The 17,835-nt window shown below is 69.6% G+C and carries 15 protein-coding genes; 9 read left to right on the forward strand and 6 right to left on the reverse strand.

Translation table 11 applies throughout. The features are described from left to right. The first annotated feature begins 100 nt into the window (after positions 1 to 100). Entirely contained in the window at positions 101 to 1,180 is a 1,080-nt protein-coding gene (locus tag MHN84_RS01075) for a phosphotransferase family protein (RefSeq protein ID WP_241203182.1), read from the forward strand. After that, complete coding sequence (locus MHN84_RS01080; RefSeq protein ID WP_241203183.1) at positions 1,180 to 2,295, forward strand: hypothetical protein; 1,116 nt, start codon at positions 1,180 to 1,182, stop codon at positions 2,293 to 2,295. The genes MHN84_RS01075 and MHN84_RS01080 overlap by 1 nt, the downstream gene beginning before the upstream one ends. A 9-nt stretch (positions 2,296 to 2,304) precedes the next feature. Here MHN84_RS01080 and MHN84_RS01085 read toward each other — a convergent pair whose 3' ends face one another. After that, complete coding sequence (locus MHN84_RS01085) at positions 2,305 to 3,774, reverse strand: FAD-dependent oxidoreductase (protein WP_241202788.1); 1,470 nt, start codon at positions 3,772 to 3,774, stop codon at positions 2,305 to 2,307. A 205-nt stretch (positions 3,775 to 3,979) separates the two neighbouring features. On the opposite strand from MHN84_RS01085, the gene MHN84_RS01090 reads away from it, so the two are divergent. The 3 genes from MHN84_RS01090 to MHN84_RS01100 are packed head-to-tail and all read left to right on the forward strand — an operon-like array spanning position 3,980 to position 7,733. Continuing rightward, a complete protein-coding gene (locus MHN84_RS01090) occupies positions 3,980 to 5,176 on the forward strand; it encodes an acyl-CoA dehydrogenase family protein (protein ID WP_241202789.1) in 1,197 nt (398 codons plus the stop codon). Next, entirely contained in the window at positions 5,173 to 6,630 is a 1,458-nt protein-coding gene (locus tag MHN84_RS01095; protein WP_241202790.1) for an aldehyde dehydrogenase family protein, read from the forward strand. Before MHN84_RS01090 ends, MHN84_RS01095 begins: the two co-directional genes overlap by 4 nt. After that, the gene (locus MHN84_RS01100; RefSeq protein WP_241202791.1) at positions 6,627 to 7,733 is read left to right on the forward strand and encodes a CaiB/BaiF CoA-transferase family protein; all 1,107 of its coding nucleotides are present in this window, start codon (positions 6,627 to 6,629) and stop codon (positions 7,731 to 7,733) included. The genes MHN84_RS01095 and MHN84_RS01100 overlap by 4 nt, the downstream gene beginning before the upstream one ends. Here the strand turns inward: MHN84_RS01100 and MHN84_RS01105 are convergent. After that, positions 7,700 to 9,199: a PucR family transcriptional regulator gene (locus MHN84_RS01105; protein WP_241202792.1), complete on the reverse strand. Its 1,500-nt coding sequence runs from the start codon at positions 9,197 to 9,199 to the stop codon at positions 7,700 to 7,702. The two genes, MHN84_RS01100 and MHN84_RS01105, sit on opposite strands and share 34 nt — an antisense overlap. Positions 9,200 to 9,277: 78 nt before the next feature. Between MHN84_RS01105 and MHN84_RS01110 the strand changes: the two genes are divergently transcribed. Next, positions 9,278 to 10,618 (forward strand): flavin monoamine oxidase family protein, encoded by a 1,341-nt coding sequence (locus tag MHN84_RS01110; protein WP_241202793.1) that lies wholly within the window; start codon positions 9,278 to 9,280, stop codon positions 10,616 to 10,618. Here MHN84_RS01110 and MHN84_RS01115 read toward each other — a convergent pair. Further along, positions 10,594 to 11,553 carry an alpha/beta fold hydrolase gene (locus MHN84_RS01115; RefSeq protein ID WP_241202794.1) on the reverse strand — a complete coding sequence of 320 codons (960 nt, stop codon included), beginning with the start codon at positions 11,551 to 11,553 and terminating at the stop codon, positions 10,594 to 10,596. The genes MHN84_RS01110 and MHN84_RS01115 overlap by 25 nt on opposite strands. Positions 11,554 to 11,662: 109 nt before the next feature. Here MHN84_RS01115 and MHN84_RS01120 point away from each other — a divergent pair, with 109 nt between their 5' ends. Both MHN84_RS01120 and MHN84_RS01125 read left to right on the forward strand, forming a co-directional pair. Further along, positions 11,663 to 12,637: an NADPH:quinone oxidoreductase family protein gene (locus MHN84_RS01120; RefSeq protein WP_241202795.1), complete on the forward strand. Its 975-nt coding sequence runs from the start codon at positions 11,663 to 11,665 to the stop codon at positions 12,635 to 12,637. Between the two features lie 74 nt (positions 12,638 to 12,711). Then, a complete protein-coding gene (locus MHN84_RS01125; protein ID WP_241202796.1) occupies positions 12,712 to 15,468 on the forward strand; it encodes an AAA family ATPase in 2,757 nt (918 codons plus the stop codon). On the opposite strand, the gene MHN84_RS01130 is transcribed toward MHN84_RS01125, so the two are convergent. After that, positions 15,465 to 16,247, reverse strand: coding sequence for a glucose 1-dehydrogenase (locus tag MHN84_RS01130; protein WP_241202797.1), 783 nt, complete (start codon positions 16,245 to 16,247; stop codon positions 15,465 to 15,467). The two genes, MHN84_RS01125 and MHN84_RS01130, sit on opposite strands and share 4 nt — an antisense overlap. A gap of 128 nt (positions 16,248 to 16,375) precedes the next feature. Between MHN84_RS01130 and MHN84_RS01135 the strand changes: the two genes are divergently transcribed. After that, positions 16,376 to 17,161 carry an SDR family NAD(P)-dependent oxidoreductase gene (locus tag MHN84_RS01135; protein WP_241202798.1) on the forward strand — a complete coding sequence of 262 codons (786 nt, stop codon included), beginning with the start codon at positions 16,376 to 16,378 and terminating at the stop codon, positions 17,159 to 17,161. Positions 17,162 to 17,171: 10 nt separating this feature from the next. Here the strand turns inward: MHN84_RS01135 and MHN84_RS01140 are convergent, their stop codons facing one another. Both MHN84_RS01140 and MHN84_RS01145 read right to left on the reverse strand, forming a co-directional pair. Then, entirely contained in the window at positions 17,172 to 17,525 is a 354-nt protein-coding gene (locus MHN84_RS01140) for a Fe-S protein (protein ID WP_241202799.1), read from the reverse strand. Between the two features lie 40 nt (positions 17,526 to 17,565). Next, positions 17,566 to 17,814, reverse strand: a complete 249-nt coding sequence (locus MHN84_RS01145) for a hypothetical protein (protein WP_374238289.1) — start codon at positions 17,812 to 17,814, stop codon at positions 17,566 to 17,568. Positions 17,815 to 17,835 lie beyond the last annotated feature (21 nt).

Raw genomic sequence — 17,835 nt, forward strand, 5'->3', positions numbered from 1 at the left:
TGGCGGGAAGGAGCTTCTCGTGCCCAGCCACACCAGCGGCGTCACCGGCGGCGAGCCCGCAGTCGAAGACGTCGAGCGACTCCAGCGGTCGAGCCGCGACATGACCGATGTGCCGGCCCAGCTGTCGCGCTGGCTGTCGTCCCTGATGCCCGACACCATCCCTGAGATCACCGTCGACAGCGGCATCGACGCCAACGGTATGTCGTCGGAGACCATCCTGCTATCGGGTCGCTGGACCCACGGCGGCCGCCCTGTCGAGCAGCGCTGGGTGGCCCGCGTCGCACCGTCGGACGCCGACGTTCCGGTGTTCGGCCACTATCGACTCGATCACCAGCACGAGGTCATCCGGCTGGTCGGTGAGCTGACCGACGTGCCGGTGCCCCAGGTGCGGTGGCTCGAGCCGACCGGTGACGTCCTCGGCCGGCCGTTCTTCCTGATGGATCGCGTTGACGGAGTCGTCCCACCCGACGTCATGCCCTACACCTTCGGTGGCAACTGGCTGTTCGACGCCGACCCGGCCCAGCAGCGCCGCCTCCAGGACGAGACGATCGCGGTGCTGGCGAAGCTCCATTCGATCCCCAACGCACAGCAGACATTCGGCTTCCTGCAGGACGTCGATCCCCCCGGCGAGACCGCACTGCACCGCCACTTCGGGTGGTTGAGGCACTGGTACGAGTTCTGCGTGCCCGACATCGGTCGCGCACCCCTGGTCGAGCGCGCGCTGACGTGGCTCGAGCAGCATTTCCCCTCCGACGTCGCAGCGGCCGAACCCGTTCTCGCATGGGGTGATTCACGCATCGGCAATGTGATCTACCGCGACTTCTCCCCCGTCGCCGTCCTCGACTGGGAGATGGCCACCGTCGGCCCCCGCGAACTCGACGTGGCGTGGCTCGGCTTCGCGCACATGGTGTTCCAGGAGCTGACCAAGCTCGCCGGCCTGCCCGGGATGCCGGACTTCCTGACCGAGGACGACATCCGCGCCACGTATCGGGAGCTCACCGGCGTCGAGGTCGGCGACCTGCGCTGGTTCCACGTCTACTCCGCGGTGGTGTGGTGCTGTGTGTTCATGCGGACCGGGGCGCGGCGCGTGCACTTCGGCGAGATCGAGCAGCCCGACGACGTCGAGTCGCTCTTCTACCACGCCTCACTGCTGAAGAAGTTGTTAGGAGAGACCGCGTGATGCTCGGACCCATGGACGAATATCCGGTACATCAACTTCCGCAGCCGATCGCGTGGCCGGGGTCCTCGGACCGCAACTTCTACGACCGGTCGTATTTCAACGCCCACGACCGCACCGGCGACATCTTCGTGATCAGCGGCATCGGCTACTACCCCAACCTCGGCGTGAAGGACGCTTTCCTCCTCGTGAGGCGCGGCGACACCCAGACCGCGGTCCATCTGTCCGACGCCATCGACCAGGATCGGCTCAACCAGAACGTCGGCGGCTACCGCGTCGAGGTGATCGAACCGCTGCGCAAGCTGCGCATCGTCTGCGACGACACCGAGGGCATCGCGGCCGATCTCACCTGGGAGGGGTTGTTCGACGTCGTCCAGGAGCAGCCGCACATCATGCGGCGCGGCACCCGGGTCACGTTGGACGCCCAGCGTTTCGCCCAGGTGGGGTCCTGGAGCGGGCAGCTGTCGATCGATGGTGAGGACATCACGGTCGATCCCGCGCGCTGGATCGGCACCCGCGACCGGTCCTGGGGAATCCGTCCCGTCGGCGAAGCGGAACCCGCGGGACGACCCGACGACCCACCGTTCGAGGGCATGTGGTGGCTCTATGTGCCGATGGCCTTCGACGACTTCGGGATCGTGATCATCATCCAGGAGGATCCGCAGGGCTTCCGCTCACTCAACGACTGCACGCGGATCTGGAAGGACGGCCGTGTCGAACAGCTCGGCTGGCCGCGGGTGACCATCCACTACCGCTCCGGCACCCGGATCCCCACCGGTGCCACCCTCGAGGCGACCGGAAGCGACGGCAGTGCAGTGCATTTCGACGTCGAGTCGAAACTCCCGGTGCCGATCCACATCGGCGGTGGCTACGGCGGGGACTCCGACTGGCTGCACGGCATGTGGCGGGGCGAGCGCTTCACCGAGCGTCTGACCTACGACATGACCGATCCGGCGATCATCGGCCGCGCGGGGTTCGGGGTGATCGATCATGTCGGCCGCGCTGTGTGCCGCGACGCCGACGGCACCGAGCGTGAAGGCTGGGGCCTGTTCGAGCACGGCGCGCTCGGCCGCCACGATCCGTCCGGCTTCGCCGACTGGCTCTCCGTCGCGCCCTGAGCTCTGCGCTCAGGCGGGGTGCGGTTCCCGCACGGCGGCGCGGCCGAACACCATCGACTCCTCGATGCGGTCGAAGCGGTGATCGATGACGTCGAGCACGTAGTTGTGGCGCACGTTCCAGGGACGGCGCGTGCCGGATCGGGGCAGCGCGTGCGGTGCTCGTTTGATGTACCCGGCCTCGAGATCGAACGTCGGCTTCTCGGTGATCGGGGCGTCGCCGCGATGCGGATAGGCGTGCGTGTAGCCGTGAGTTCGCATGTAGGCGATCAGCTTCGCCACGGCCTTCGCCGTCATGTCGGCCCGCAGCGTCCACGACGCGTTCGTGTAGCCGATGCACCACGCCATGTTCGGCAGATCCTCCAGCAGGTACTCCTTGTAGACGAACCGGTCGGTCGGCTCGATCTCCGCACCGTCGACCAACACCCGGATGCCGCCGAGGGCCTGCAGTTGCAGGCCGGTCGCGGTCACGATGACGTCGGCGTCGAGGCGCCTGCCGGACGTCAGCACGATGCCGCTCTCGTCGACGTGGTCGATGGTGTCGGTGACGACCTCGGCCCGACCCGCGCTGATGTGCTCGAACAGGTCATGGTCGAGCACCAGGCACATCCGCTGGTCCCAGGGGTTGTATCGCGGCTTGAAATGCACGTCGACGTCGTAACCGGGAGGCAGTGCCGCGGCCGTCCGGTTGCGGATCAGCCAGCGCCCGAAGCGGGGCGCCTTGCGGAACATGAAATACGTCAGCACGTGGAACATCGCGTTCCGGAAGCGCACCACCGTATGGGACAGCCGGCGCGGCAGCAGCCTGCGAATGGCGTCGACCATGGGGTCGATGCGCGCCATGGACATCATGTAGGTCGGTGAGCGCTGCAGCATCGTGACGTGCGCGGCCTTGTCGCTGAGGGCGGGGATCAGGCTGATCGCGGTGGCGCCGCTGCCGATCACCACCGCGCGCTTGCCGGTGAGGTCGAGATCCTCGGGCCAGAACTGCGGGTGGATCACCTGTCCGCCGAAGGAATCGAGCCCGGCGATGTCGGGCCGGTAGGGGTCGTCGTAGCTGTAGTAGCCGGTCCCGCAGAATAGGAACCGACCGCGGAACACCATCTCCTGACCGTGCTGTCGGGCCCGCACCGTCCAGGTGTCGCTGCCCGAGTCCCACTCGACGGAGGTGACGTGGGTGTCGAACTGGATGTGCCGGTCGATGCCGTGCTTGCGCGCGGTCTCGGTCAGGTAGTCGCGGATGTGCTCGCCGTCGGCGACGTTCTCCCGGCGGGTCCATGGCTCCCACGGGAACGAGAGCGTGAAGATGTCGCTGTCGGAGCGGATTCCGGGATAGCGGAACAGGTCCCAGGTGCCGCCGATGCGGGAGCGTCGTTCCAGGATCGTGTACCGCACGCCGGGGTTGCGTTCCGAGATCCGGTAGGCCGCGCCGATGCCCGAGATGCCGGCACCGATGATCACGACGTCCGAGATGTCCTCCACCCGTACCTCCTGTGGTCCGCAGGCGTACCGCCCACTGTAGGAGATCCAGACACACCGTGGCCACGATCCACCGCAATAGCTGCTGGCCATCGCGTACAAGCAACAGCCATTCGCTGTACACCCTGGACATGTACCGCGGCGGCCCCGGTGTCTACCGTGGTAGCCGAGCGCACGCCGGCGACGCTCGAGACCGAACGGAGTCCCCATGACCGCCACCGCCCCCGCAGCGACGAAGAGCACCTACGCGCCGTTGGAGCTGTTCGACATCGCACGCCTGCTCGACGACGAGGAGCGAGAGATCGCCGCGACGGTGCGCAAATTCGTCGACACCACGCTGCGACCGGAGGTCGAGAACTGGTTCGAGTCGGCCACCCTGCCCAGGGAGCTGGCCAAGGAGTTCGGCTCGCTGGGGTTGCTGGGCATGCACCTTCAGGGGTACGGCTGCGCCGGCACCAACGCGGTCAGCTACGGCCTGGCGTGCATGGAGCTCGAAGCCGGTGACAGTGGGTTCCGCAGCTTCGTCTCGGTCCAGGGGTCGCTGTCGATGTTCTCGATCCACCGCTACGGCTCCGACGAGCAGAAGCAGGAGTGGCTGCCCAGGCTCGCGACCGGGGACGCCGTCGGCTGCTTCGGCCTGACCGAGCCGGACTTCGGCTCCAATCCCGCCGGGATGCGTACCCGGGCCCGCCGCGACGGGTCGGACTGGGTGCTCACCGGCACGAAGATGTGGATCACGAACGGCAACCTGGCCGACGTCGCGACCGTGTGGGCACAGACCGACGACGGCATTCGCGGCTTCCTGGTGCCCACCGACACTCCCGGCTTCACCGCCAACGCGATTCATCGCAAGCTGTCGCTGCGCGCGTCGGTGACCTCGGAGCTGGTGCTCGACGAGGTGCGCCTGCCCGCCTCGGCGCAGCTGCCGCACGCCCACGGTCTCGGCGCGCCGCTGTCGTGCCTCAACGAAGCCCGCTTCGGCATCGTCTTCGGCTCGCTCGGTGCGGCGCGCGACTGCCTGGAGACCGCGATCGCCTACACCCAGTCGCGCGACGTGTTCGACAAGCCGCTGTCGAGCTACCAGCTCACGCAGGAGAAGCTCGCCAACATGACGGTGGAGCTCGGCAAGGGCATGTTGCTGGCACTGCACCTGGGCCGGATCAAGGACAGCGACGGCGTTCGGCCCGAGCAGATCAGCCTCGGCAAGCTCAACAACGTCCGCGAGGCGCTCGCGATCGCGCGGGAGTGCCGAACCCTGTTGGGCGGCAGCGGGATCACACTGGAGTACTCACCGCTTCGGCACGCCAACAACCTCGAATCCGTGCTCACCTACGAGGGCACCTCCGAGATGCACATGCTCTCGATCGGCAAGGCGCTGACCGGGCACGCCGCATTCAGGTCATGACCGCTGCGATCGAGCATCTGATCGCCGGGCAGTGGGTGCCCGGCCGCGGGGAGACCATCGTCAGCCGCAACCCGGCCCGGCCGGACGTGGTGGTCGCCGAGGGCGGCGGAGCCCTGACGGCCGACGTCGACGCCGCGGTCGCCGCGGCGAGCGACGCGGCCACCGCGTGGGCGGCGATGCCGATCCACCAGCGCGGTGCGGTCCTGCTGGCCGCGGCCGACATCGTCGACGGCCACGCCGCGGCGTGGGGCCTCGAGCTGGCCGCCGAGGAGGGCAAGACCAAGGCCGAGGGAGTCGGCGAGGTACGCCGGGCGGCGCAGATCCTGCGCTACTACGGCAACGAGGGCGACCGGCAGGCCGGCGAGATCTACGCCTCCCCGCGCGCGGGCGAACAGATCCTGGTGACGCGCAAGCCTCTCGGCGTGGTCGCAGTGATCACACCGTTCAACTTCCCCATCGCGATCCCGGCGTGGAAGATCGCACCGGCTCTGGTGTTCGGCAACACGGTGGTGTGGAAGCCCGCCAGTACGGTGCCGCTGCTGGCGCTGCGCCTCGCCGACGCACTCACCTCGGCGGGAGTGCCGCCCGGGGTGCTCAACCTCGTGGTCGGCGACTCTGAGATCGGCGACGCGCTCGTCCGTCACCCTCGGATCGACGCGATCACGTTCACCGGCTCCACCGGTGTCGGGCGCCGGATCGCCGCGGCGGCAGCGGCACGCGGTGTTCCGGTACAGGCCGAGATGGGTGGCAAGAACGCCGCTGTGGTGCTCGACGACGCCGATGTCGATCTCGCGGTGGAGCAGGTACTGCTCGGCGCGTTCCGCTCGACCGGCCAGAAGTGTACGGCCACATCACGACTCATCGTGACCGAAGGCATCGCCGATCGATTCGTCGACGCGGTGTGTGAGCGCGCGGCGGCACTGCGCGTCGGCGATCCCACCGAGGACGCCACCGAGATGGGCCCGGTCATCAGTGCCCAGGCGCAACAGAGCATCTCCACCGGGATCGCGATGGCGACCGGGCAGGGTGCCACGGTGCGCACAGGAGGCGCCCCCTACTCCGACGCCCGCGCCGACGGCTACTTCGTCGCCCCCACGGTCCTCGAACTGGGCGCCGGGCAGGCGGACGCGTGGACCGAGGAGTTGTTCGGTCCGGTGCTGGCCGTCAAGCGGGCCATCGACGCCGACGAGGCGTTCACCCTGGCCAACGACAGCGAGTTCGGGCTCTCCGCGGCGGTGTTCACCCAGGATCTCACCCGGGCCCTGCACGCGGTGGAACGCATCGACGTCGGTGTGCTGCACATCAATTCGGAGTCGGCCGGCGCCGACCCGCACGTACCGTTCGGCGGGGCGAAGAAGAGCGGGCTGGGCCCCAAGGAACAGGGCGCCGCCGCCCGCGACTTCTTCACCCACACCACCACCGTGTACCTGCGCGGCGGTAGGCCGGTCGCATGACCGGCGGCGCACTCGACGGCATCGTGGTCGTCGACTTCAGCCGTGTGCTGGCCGGGCCCTACGCGACCATGATGCTCGGTGACTTCGGCGCCGAGGTGATCAAGGTCGAGCGGCCGCAGATCGGTGACGACACCCGGCACTGGGGGCCGCCCTACGATTCCGCCGGCGTCGCAACCTATTACAACGCGGTCAACCGCAACAAGCGATCCGTGGCACTGGATCTGACCGATCCGGCGGACCTGCAACGGGCCCGCGAGCTGGTCGGCAGGGCCGACATCGTGGTCGAGAACTTCCGCGCAGGCACCATGGAGAAACTCGGGCTCGGCTACGACGACGTCCGGGCGGTACGCCCCGACGTCATCTACTGCTCGATCACCGGATTCGGGCGCGCGCAGGGAGCCGACCTCCCCGGATACGACCTGCTGCTGCAGGCCGTCGGCGGGCTGATGAGCGTCACCGGCACCGAACCCGGGGACCCCACCAAGGTCGGTGTGGCACTGGTCGACGTCCTCGCCGGCCTACACGCACTCAGCGGCATCCTGGCCGCTCTGAACCACCGGGAGCGCACCGGCGAGGGCCAGCGGGTGGACACCAACCTGCTGTCGGTGCTGCTGTCCTCCTTGGTGAATCAAGCGTCGGGATACCTGGGCGCCGGGGTGGTGCCACAGATGATGGGCAATCGCCACCCCAGCGTCGCGCCGTACCAGACATTCGACACCGCCGACCGGCCGATCGCCGTGGCGGTCGGCAACGACAAGCAGTTCCGCGCCTTCGCCGCGGCGCTCGGCCAGGCGGACTGGGGTGAAGACCCGCGGTTCGCCACCAACCCGGCCCGCGTGCAGAACCGAGAAGTGTTGTGCGCGTTGATCGAAGCCCAGATGGCCCGCTTCGGCGCCGATCATTGGTATGCCGAACTGACCTCGGCGGGGGTGCCTGCCGGACCGATCAACGACGTCGCCGAGGCGTTCGCGTACGCCCGCTCGCTCGGTATCGAAGCCACGGTGGCGATGCCCGATACGGACACCCCGCAGGTCGCCAACCCGGTCACGCTGTCGGCCACCCCGGTCAGCTACCGCTCGGGGCCTCCGCCGCTGGGCGGCTGAGGCCGGTCGGCCAGCAGCTGCCTCGCCCTGATCGCGAGCCACAGCCGCGTCCGGGTGTCGGCGTCGTCGAGGTCGTCGTCGAGGGCGTCGCCGATGCGCCGCATCCGGTGGCGCAGCGTGTGTCGGTGCACCCCGGTGGCGGTTGCGGCGCCCTCGAGGTGACCGTTGTGCCGCAGATAAGCCTCCAGAGTCGCCACCAAATCCACACTCAACGCCGTCAAAGGGGCAGCGAGAACGGCCAATTCAGCCGCGGTGCGGCCGGCCAGCAGCACATCGAGGGGTCCCAGCTCGGGGAAGTGCGTGAACCGCGCCCCACCGGCATGGCAGGCGATACGAGCCTGCTCGAGGCCAACGGCGATGTCGCTCAGCGGCACCGGGCCGCTCGCCCCGCCCACCGGCGCCCGGACCGATCCGGTGTCGGCGAGGCGCGCCGTAGCGGGCACCACGATGACCAGCTCAGAGCCCGTCGTCGTCAGATGGACCATCAGGTAGGGCCCGGCTGCGGCGAGACGACGGCCCCACTCCTGTTGCGCCGCAAGCATCGGGCCCACCTCGGTGAGCAACACCACGACCACCTCGTCATGCGGCGCGAACCCGAAGTACCGCAGCACGCCGTCGTCGACCAGACCCGACCCCCGCAGCAACTCGCGGGTGACAGCGCTGCGCAGGCGCTGCTCGGCCTCGACGACACCCGTCGGCTTCTCCAGTGCGATCGAGACCAGCGACACGGCATGGGCGAGGAGAAAGCGGTCCGCGGTGGACAGGGGGGCCGTCGATCGGATCGCCAATCGACCCCGATGTGATTGTGCCGCAGACAGATTCTGCACAGTGATGAACGCGTCGGAGTCCCCCGTGACGTAGGCGCCGCGCCGCGCCGCGGGCGCGCTGTCGGTGAGCGCTGCGAGCAGTCGGGCCCGCTGCGGCCCCGCCGCCGCCAGCACGCTGCGATCGGCACCGAGCACGACCACTGTCGCGGCAAGCCGGTCGGCCAGCGCGTCGACCACCCCGGGGATGCCGCCGCTGACCGTCGCCCGGGCGAGCACCTCCTGACCATCGACCACCTGCTGCACCGCGCGCAGTTCGTCGTCGGCCAACGCGTCGATGACCGTCTTGGTGATCGCGATGAAAGGCGTCGACGGTGGGACTTCGAGCACGGGCAGGCCCGCCCTGTCGCCGGCATCGAGTACGCCTGCGGGGATTTCGCGCAGCGTCGTGCCGGTGTCGACGGCCAGCGCCGCGCTGCCCGCCTCGGCCAACCGTGTCACGTACGCGGACTGCGCGGCGGCGTCGGCACCGATGTTGATCCCTGTGGTCATCACGAGTTCGCCGCCGGCGAGGTAGGGAGTGGGGTCGGCCAGCTCGATCGCGTGCGCCCAGGCGATCGGACTGTCCGCCGCCGACTGACCCGCGACCAGCCGCAGCCCGAGGCGCTCGACCCCGACCAGTTCCCGCACAGTGATCGCCACGGCTGCAGTCTTACCCGTGCCCGCGACTTCGGCGTGCAAATCGTCGCCAGGCGACGACGGGCACGCCAGAATCGCTTCATGGCAGACGTGGTGATCGTGGGAGCCGGTTTCGCAGGACTGTCGGCAGCGCGGGAGCTGACGCGCCTGGGGCGCGACGTCGTGGTGGTCGAGGGCCGCGACCGCGTGGGAGGTCGCTCCTACACCGGCGAGGTCGGCGGAGTGCCCGTCGACCTCGGCGCGACGTTCGTGGGGCCGACGCAGGACGCCGTGCTGGCGCTGGCCCGCGAGCTGGGCTGCCAGACCGTGCCGACCTACAGCCACGGCAGGAACCTGATCCGGTGGCGCGGTCGGGTGCGCACCTACCGCAGCACCATCCCCCGCCTCTCGATCCTCGAACTCCTCGACGTATCCCGCATCCAGTGGCGGTTCGGCCGGATCAGCCAGAAGGTGCCCGTCGCCGATCCGTGGTCCTCACCCCTCGCGGGGCAGCTCGACGCGCTCACCCTCGAGGGGTGGCTGCGGTCGATGCACGCGAGTGCCTCGACGCGCGATCTGATGGCGGTCATGGCCCGCGTGACGTGGGGATGTGAGCCGGACGCGGTGTCGATGCTGCACGCCGTGCGCTATGTGAAGGCCGCCGGCGGCCTCGACCGCATGCTCGACGTCAAGGGCGGGGCGCAGCAGGACCGCTTCCTGGCAGGCACCCAGCAGATCGCCGTCCGGATGGCCGCAGAACTCGGCGAGCGGGTGGTGCTGGGCGCCCCGGTGCGGCGTATCGAACGCCGCCACGGCGCCCTGACCGTGGTGTCCGACCGCGGTGAATTCACCGGTGACGCCGTGATCGTCGCGGTACCGCCCGAGCACCGCACCGCCATCGCGTTCGAGCCGGCCCTTCCCGACGGCTACGACGCGCTGGCCCGGCACTGGCCCCAGGGGCATCTGAGCAAGGCCTATGCCGCCTACGAGCGGCCGTTCTGGCGCGAGAACGGCTATTCGGGGGAAGCTCTGTCCGACGAGGGCCCGGTGTTCATCACCTTCGACGTCAGCCCCGGCGACGCCGGTCCGGGGGTGCTGCTCGGCTTCACCGACGCGCGCCTGTTCGATCCCCTGCCCCCTGAGCAGCGTCGCGAAGTCGCGCTGTCGAACTTCGCCGCGCTGTTCGGCGACGCGGCGGCGCACCCGGTGGACTATCTCGACCACTGCTGGGGCGCTGAGCCGTTCGCCGCGGGCGGCCCGACGGCGGCGGTCCCGCCGGGATCGTGGACGGCCCACGGACGGTTGTTGCGCGCCCCGGTCGACGGGATCTTCTGGGCAGGCACCGAAACCGCCGATGTGTGGCCGGGCTTCCTCGACGGAGCCGTGCGCTCGGGGCAGCGCGCGGCCGCCGAGGCACATCAGGAGCTGACGCGACGATCCTGAGTCTGCCCGATCAGCCAGCGCAGCTGCGCGTTGACCTCGGCGGGCTGTTCCAGAATCGCGCAGTGGCCGCCCGGCACCTCGACGAAGCGGGCCAGGTTCGGCGCCGTGGCAGCGATACGCCGTGACGAGATGATGGGCAGCAGACGGTCTTTCGTGCTCCCGATCACCACCGTCGGGACGGTGAGGCTCTTCAGGCTGATGTGCTGGGGTCCCATGTGGTCCACCAGCACCCGCGCCCAACCGCCGCGGCCGGCGGGCGGGGTGGTGTGGAACAGCTCGAACACGAAGTCGCTGACCGCGGATTCGGCGTCGCGGCCCACCGCGATCATCTTCACGAACCTGCGACTGGGTCCGTCGGTCATGCGCATCAGCGGCGCTCCCCCGAACGTCCGCAGCAGTGTGCCGCCCGCCCGCACCCGCGCAGCGGCGAGCGACGGCGGTACCGGCAGCAGGTTCACGTGCCGCAGGAGATCACCGGTCGTGGTGTTGATCAACGCCGCCGCAGCCGCACACTCGGCGACGCGGTGCGGATAGCGCTCCGCCCAGGATGTGATCGCGATACCGCCCATGGAGTGCCCGGCGATGACGGCGCGCTCACCGGGAGCCAGCGTGGCGCGCAGCACCGCGTCGAGATCACCGGCGAGGTGGTCGATGCTGTACCCGCCGCGCCGCGGCGGCACGCCGCTGCGCCCGTGTCCACGGTGATCGAAGGCGATCACGCGGTGGTCCTGGGCCAGGTCGGCGATCTGACACGCCCACACCCGCAGCGAACACGTGATGCCGTGCGCCAACACCACGGCGGGCGCGTCCTCGGGCCCGAACACCTCGGTGTGCAGGCGGACACCGTCGCGGGATCGCACGTCGACGACGCGGCCGGGCGCCAGGTCACGGGCGGGCGCGAAACTCGTGCCCCTCGTCCGGCTGCGTGCGGCCATTCCTGTTCCCCGTCGTTGCATCCGCGCAATGATGCCCTGCCCACCGTATCGCTGCGGCCGCGACTCTCCGGTGCTGTTCGGTGTTGTTCGGTGTTGTTCAATGGTCGGCATGCGCGCAATCCACATCCGCAGGCTGGACGGGCCCAGCGCCGCCGAGCTGGTCGAGATCGACGAACCGGCTGCCACCGAGGAATCCGTGGTCGTCGAGGTGCACGCCGCGGGCGTCGCCTTTCCCGATGCGCTGCAGTCCCGCGGGCTCTACCAGTACAAGCCCGAACTCCCCTACGTCCCGGGTGCCGAGATCGCCGGGGTGGTCCGCAGCGCGCCCGACGGCGCCCACGTCCGCCCGGGTGATCGGGTCGCCGGCCTGACGATGCTGTCCGGCGCGATGGCCGAAGTGGTTGCACTGCAACCGGAGCGGGTGTTCGCACTGCCCGACGCCGTGTCCTTCGAAGCCGGCGCCGGGTTGCTGTTCAACGATTTGACCGTGCACTTCGCGTTGCGCACTCGCGGCAGGCTGCGTGACGGCGAGACCGTGCTCGTGCACGGCGCCGCCGGTGGTATCGGCACCTCGACGCTTCGCCTGGCGCCCGCCTTCGGCGCCGCTCGCACGATCGCCGTCGTCAGCACGGACGCGAAGGCCGAGGTGGCTCGCGCGGCCGGGGCGTCGGACGTGGTGCTCGCCGACGGATTCAAAGACGCGGTGAAGGAACTGACCGGTGGCCGAGGCGTCGACATCGTCCTGGACCCGGTCGGCGGGGACCGCTTCACCGACTCGCTGCGCTCACTGGCGCCGGGCGGCCGCCTGCTGGTCGTCGGTTTCACCGGCGGCGACATCCCGACGGTCAAGGTCAACCGGCTGCTGCTCAACAATGTCGACGCCGTCGGCGTGGGCTGGGGGGCGTGGACGATGACGCACCCGGGTTATCTCACCGAGCAGTGGGCCGAGCTCGCGCCGCTGCTGGCCTCCGGCGCGGTGCGACCGCCGGAACCAGACGTCTACCCGCTGGAGCGCGCCGGCGAGGCCATCGCATCGCTGGAGGATCGGACCGCGCGCGGCAAAGTCGTCGTGACGCTGCGCTGACTCGCGGCCGCGGCGGTACGGGCGCGAATTCTGTGTCATCGGGCACTGCTTTGCCCGCTACGATAGTGACCATCATGGCGCCCGCTCCACGAGGATCGACGGTCGATCCACAGGTTGCTGGCTTTCTCGATGCGGCATCCCAGCGACCGACCGGGCTGGTCATCGAGGGCGAGGCCGGGATCGGGAAGACCACCCTGTGGCTCTCCTTGGTCGAACAGGCACGCGCCGATGGCTTCCGGGTGCTGAGTGCGCGGGTAGGGCAGGCGGAATCGGTGATGGCGTTCGCCGCGCTGGCCGATCTACTCGCCGATGTCGACACCGGCCTCCTCGCCGCACTGCCTCCTCTGCAGCGGCTCGCACTGGACCGGGTGCTCCTCCGGGCCGGCGACGACGGCCCGGCGACCGACCACCGAGTGGTGGCCGCGGCGTTCATCGCGGTTCTGCGCGCGCTGGCCGAGGCCGGTCCCGTCCTGGTCGCGATCGACGACGTCCAGTGGATGGACATCTCGAGCCGCACAGCGGTCGCCTTCGCCGCACGCCGGCTGCAGGGCCGGTTCGGGGTGTTGCTCACCGAACGGTGCCACCCCGGTGACGGCGCGACGACGATGTGGTTGACGCTGAACAGACCCGACGGCATCCACCGCAGCGCGGTGCGTCCGCTCGACAGCGCCGCGTTGCACACACTGATCTCCGAACGCACGGGCCGCACATTCTCCCGTCCGACGATCCTGCGCATCGCCGAGATCTCCGGCGGCAACCCGTTTTTCGCCGTGGAGCTGGCCCGCGCGATCGGAGACGGCCACGCGCCGGCCGAACAGGCGCTGCCTCCCACCCTCAACGAGGTGGTACGAGCCCGCATCGGCTCGCTCGACGATCAGGTGCGCGAATTCCTGCTGTGCGTGGCCTGCCTGGCCGACGCACGCGTGGACGTGCTGGCCGACGCCATCGGCGCGAGCCGTGACGAGGTCATCGCCCTCGTCGAACGCGCCGAGGAGGCGGGGGTTCTCACCCTGGCCGGCAATCAGGTCCGATTCAGCCATCCCCTGCTGGCCAGTGGGGTCTATGCCGACGCCGGATCGCCGGCCCGCCGGGCGATGCACCGCAGGCTGGCCTCCGCGGTGGCGCTGCCCGAGGTCCGCGCCCGCCACCTGGCGCTGGCGTCGGCGACGGGCACGCGAGAGATCTTCACCGCGCTGGATGCCGCGGCGGATTCAGCACGCGCCCGCGGCGCGCCGGCCGCGGCCGCGGAGTTGGTCGACCTGGCGATCGGGCTGGGCGGGGACACCGCGGTGCGTCGGCTCAAGTCCGCCGAGAACCATTTCCTGGCCGGCAATGTGACCCGCGCGGGTGAGTTGCTCGCCGACATACCGCCCGGCGAGCCGGACATCGTGCGCGCGTTGGCGGCGAGCCTGCTCGCCACCGTGCTGATGTATCAGAACCAACACAGCGACGCGGTGGAGCTGTTGCGCGGCGCGGCGGACGACGCCGCGGGCAACAGCGCCGTGCTGATCCAGGTGCTTCTGCGATTATCCTTCGCGCTCAACAACATCGGCGAGCCGGATGACGCGCGACGCCACGGTCGCGACGCGGTGAAGCTGGCCGAGGAGCTCGGCGTACCCGCCATCATCAGCGCGGCGCTGGCCTGGTCGGTGTACGTCGACTTCCAGAACGGGCGCGGACTCGACCAGCGGGCGCTTCGCCGCGCGCTGGAGTGCTACGACAGCGCGTTCGACGTCCCCATCATCTTCCGGGCGCCGCTTGTGCACGCGCTCACGCTGTCCTGGACGGGAAAGCTCACCCAAGCCCATGAGCAGTTGACCGCGCTGAGGGTGGTGTGCGCGGAGCGCGGGGCGGAAAGCGACATGATGGCGATCGCGGGTTTCCTTGCGATGAACCACATCTGGCGTGGGCGCTTCGCCGAGGCCGCGGTGGAGGCCGCCGATGCGGTGGAACGGGCCGAGCAGCTCGGCGGCGAGGACGTTCTGATCATCCCGCTGACGGTGCGTGCGGTGGTCTCGTCGTTCCTGGGGCACGAGGACGATGCCCGCACCGATGCCAGTCGCGTCGTCGCGGCCACCCGCGGTCGTACTGCCTCGCACATCGCCGACTGGCCGGGGATGGCGCTCTGCTTCCTCGAGGAATCGCTGGGCCGGCATCGTGAGGCACTGGCTGCGCTCGATGTGTCGTTTCTCGCCGAACCCGGCCTGTCGACCGAGATCGCCTACGGGTGGCATGTTCCCGACGTCATCGAGGCCATGGTCGCGGTGGGCCGACTCGACGAGGCCGACAGGCTGACCGCCGCGTTGGAACGCGACGGCGCAGAGCACGACCGGGGGTGGATGAGGGCGGTCGGCGCCCGGTGTCGCGCCGTCGTGCTCGCCGCGGCGGGGCAGGTGGCCGACGCCGAGCAGGCTGCGCACCGGGCGCTGATGGAACACGACCGGCTCCCGATGCCGTTCGAGCGGGCGCGCACTCACCTGGTGCTGGGCCAGCTCCAGCGTCGATTGCGGCAAAAGCAGCTCGCCGCAACGACATTGACCGGTGCACTGGAGACGTTCGAGCACCTCGGAACCCCACTGTGGGCGCGGCGTGCGCGCGCCGAGCTGTCCCGAACGGTGGTGGCGCCCTCCGACGACCTCACGGCGCTCACACCGTCGGAGCTCCGGGTGGCCGAGATGGCCGCCTCGGGAGCGACGAACAAGAACATCGCCGCGGCCATGTTCATCAGCGCCAAGACCGTCGAGCACAACCTCACTCGCATCTACCGCAAACTCGGCATCACATCGCGGGCCGAGTTGGGTCGACGGATGGACCGCCAGTCGGCCGATTAGGTGATCCAGTCGGGCTGGGCCTCGACGTCGACGGCGGAGAAATCCTTGTGTGCAAGACCCGCGATGGTGCCGCCGTCGACCACGAATTCGGCACCTGTCGAGTAGCTCGACTCGTCGCTGGCCAGATACACCACCAGGTTGCTGACCTCGACGGGTTGGGCGATGCGCCCGAGCGCGGTGGTGAAGATGTCCTCGGGCACCCAGTCGGCCATCGGCGTCTTCACGAGTCCCGGATGTACCGAGTTCACCCGGATACCGAACGGCCCCAACTCCAACGCGGTCGATTTGGTCAGACCGCGCACCGCGAATTTGGTGGCGGTGTAGCCGTGGCAGGCGATCGTGCCGGCCATCCCCTCGATGGAGGAGATGTTGATGATCGATCCACGGCCCGCCGCCTTCATCGGGCCGGCCGCAGCGCGGATGCCCAGGAAGACGCCGGTGAGATTGATGTCGAGGATGCGCTGCCACTCGGCCATGTCGTAATCCTCGACCGTTCCGATGTTGAGGATCCCGGCGTTGTTGACCAGGACGTCGAGTGAACCGAACGCGTCCTGCGCGACGGCCACCGCCGAGTGCCAGTCGTCGGGGTCGGTGACGTCGAGGTGCACGTAACGCGCGTGCTCTCCGAGCTCCGCGGCCACGCGTTCACCATCGGCGTCGAGGATGTCGCCGCACACCACCTTGGCGCCGTGGGCCACCATCTCCCGCGCGTGCGAGGCCCCCATCCCGCGGGCGGCTCCGCTGATGAGGGCGACCTTGCCGGCCAACCGAGCTGTCATGCGGATCTCCTGCCTCAGCGGTGCCGGTGAGCATCCTCACCATACAGATCGTGGCGGGTGGATGGTCGCGATTCGCCGTGCTGCCGGATCCGCGGCCCCGCCGGTGGCCCGTCGGCCATACTGTGCCGATGAACGGGCTTGCGGGCAAAGGGATTCTGGTCACCGGCGCCGCATCGGGCATCGGCGAGGCGACCGTGCGGCGGTTGGCGGGCGAAGGTGCGATCGTCGTCGGATTGGACTTGGCGGCCGACGCCCCGCCCGCCGGGGACCACGTGCGCGGCGACGTGCTCGACGCCGCCGCGGTGGACGGCGCGGTGCAGCGCGTCGTCGAGCTGGCCGGCCGCCTCGACGGCGTGGTGCACTCCGCTGGCGTCGGCGGTGGCGGACCGATCCATGTGCTGCCCGACCGGGAATGGGACCGCGTCATCGACGTGAACCTCAAGGGCACCTTCGTGGTGCTGCGCGCAGCCCTGGCCCAGATGGTGACACAGGATCGAGTCGACGGAGAGCGCGGCGCGGTGGTGACCCTGTCGAGCGTCGAGGGCCTCGAGGGCACGGCCGGCGGCAGTGCCTACAACGCGTCGAAGGGTGGGGTCGTCCTACTCACCAAGAACGCTGCGATCGACTACGGGCCGAGCGGAATTCGCGCCAACGTGATCTGCCCCGGCTTCATCGAGACGCCGCTGTTCGAGTCGGTGATGGGCCTCGATGGGATGGCCGGCCCGCGCGAAGGTGTGCGCCACGAGCACAAGCTGCGCAGGTTCGGCCGGCCCGACGAGGTCGCCGCCGTCGCGGCGTTCCTGTTGTCGGCGGACGCCAGTTTCGTCAGCGGTCAGGCCATCGCGGTGGACGGCGGCTACACCGCAGGACGCGACCACCAGGTGACCGAGCTGATGGGTCTCGGCGAGCAGTGAGGACAGCCGATCACCACACCACGGCGACTGCGGCCGCAGTCAGCGCCAGCACCCCGACCGACAGGAACAGCGGGCGGGGCACCGGGTTTCCCGTCCGCCGCTGTCGCGCGTTGCCCATACCGAGTACGCCACCGAGGACGACGAGGATGACGAGCTTCACCCCGATCTTGGGATAGTTCAGCTCGACCCCGGCCGGCCATGGCGCGGCCAGCGCTAGGCCGGTGAGCAGTGAGACCAGCAGGCCGTAGTCCATCAACCGGGTGGTGACGAACCGGCGGGCCGCCGCCTCGGCGACCCAGGCCCCGAAAGTGACCGCGAAACCGACGAGGTGCAGCAAGACCACTACGGACCGTAGTACTTCCATGCGGTGAGGCTACAACAGCGGACGCCGACACTTCCGGCGATCAGGCAGGCGGTGGGCCGACGGGTACCTGGTAGCAGTTGGTGCCCCCGATACCCAGCACGTACACGGTGTCACAGCGCTGGAAGGTGCCGTCCGGTCCGGGCAGGGAATCGCAACGCCCACCGCCGTTTCCGAACACCACCGCATTGCTGCACGGTTGCGCGCCCGCCGGCGCCGCCGACACCCCTGTCGCAAGTCCGGCTCCGGCCACCGCTGCCGCCGCCCCCGCGATCATCCATTTTCTCGTCATGTCATGTCCCCTTCGTCGATT

Origin of the sequence: Mycobacterium sp. PSTR-4-N, assembly GCF_022348085.1 — a bacterium.
Taxonomy (GTDB): Bacteria; Actinomycetota; Actinomycetes; order Mycobacteriales; family Mycobacteriaceae; genus Mycobacterium.

Coding starts and splice junctions, on each gene's coding strand:
- MHN84_RS01095 (WP_241202790.1), top strand. CDS start 5,173: ATGACCGCTGCGATCGAGCATCTGATCGCCGGGCAGTGGGTGCCCGGC.
- MHN84_RS01100 (WP_241202791.1), top strand. CDS start 6,627: ATGACCGGCGGCGCACTCGACGGCATCGTGGTCGTCGACTTCAGCCGT.
- MHN84_RS01130 (WP_241202797.1), bottom strand. CDS start 16,247: ATGACAGCTCGGTTGGCCGGCAAGGTCGCCCTCATCAGCGGAGCCGCC.
- MHN84_RS01135 (WP_241202798.1), top strand. CDS start 16,376: ATGAACGGGCTTGCGGGCAAAGGGATTCTGGTCACCGGCGCCGCATCG.
- MHN84_RS01090 (WP_241202789.1), top strand. CDS start 3,980: ATGACCGCCACCGCCCCCGCAGCGACGAAGAGCACCTACGCGCCGTTG.
- MHN84_RS01115 (WP_241202794.1), bottom strand. CDS start 11,553: ATGGCCGCACGCAGCCGGACGAGGGGCACGAGTTTCGCGCCCGCCCGT.
- MHN84_RS01120 (WP_241202795.1), top strand. CDS start 11,663: ATGCGCGCAATCCACATCCGCAGGCTGGACGGGCCCAGCGCCGCCGAG.
- MHN84_RS01125 (WP_241202796.1), top strand. CDS start 12,712: ATGGCGCCCGCTCCACGAGGATCGACGGTCGATCCACAGGTTGCTGGC.
- MHN84_RS01080 (WP_241203183.1), top strand. CDS start 1,180: ATGCTCGGACCCATGGACGAATATCCGGTACATCAACTTCCGCAGCCG.
- MHN84_RS01145 (WP_374238289.1), bottom strand. CDS start 17,814: ATGACGAGAAAATGGATGATCGCGGGGGCGGCGGCAGCGGTGGCCGGA.
- MHN84_RS01075 (WP_241203182.1), top strand. CDS start 101: ATGACCGATGTGCCGGCCCAGCTGTCGCGCTGGCTGTCGTCCCTGATG.
- MHN84_RS01110 (WP_241202793.1), top strand. CDS start 9,278: ATGGCAGACGTGGTGATCGTGGGAGCCGGTTTCGCAGGACTGTCGGCA.
- MHN84_RS01140 (WP_241202799.1), bottom strand. CDS start 17,525: ATGGAAGTACTACGGTCCGTAGTGGTCTTGCTGCACCTCGTCGGTTTC.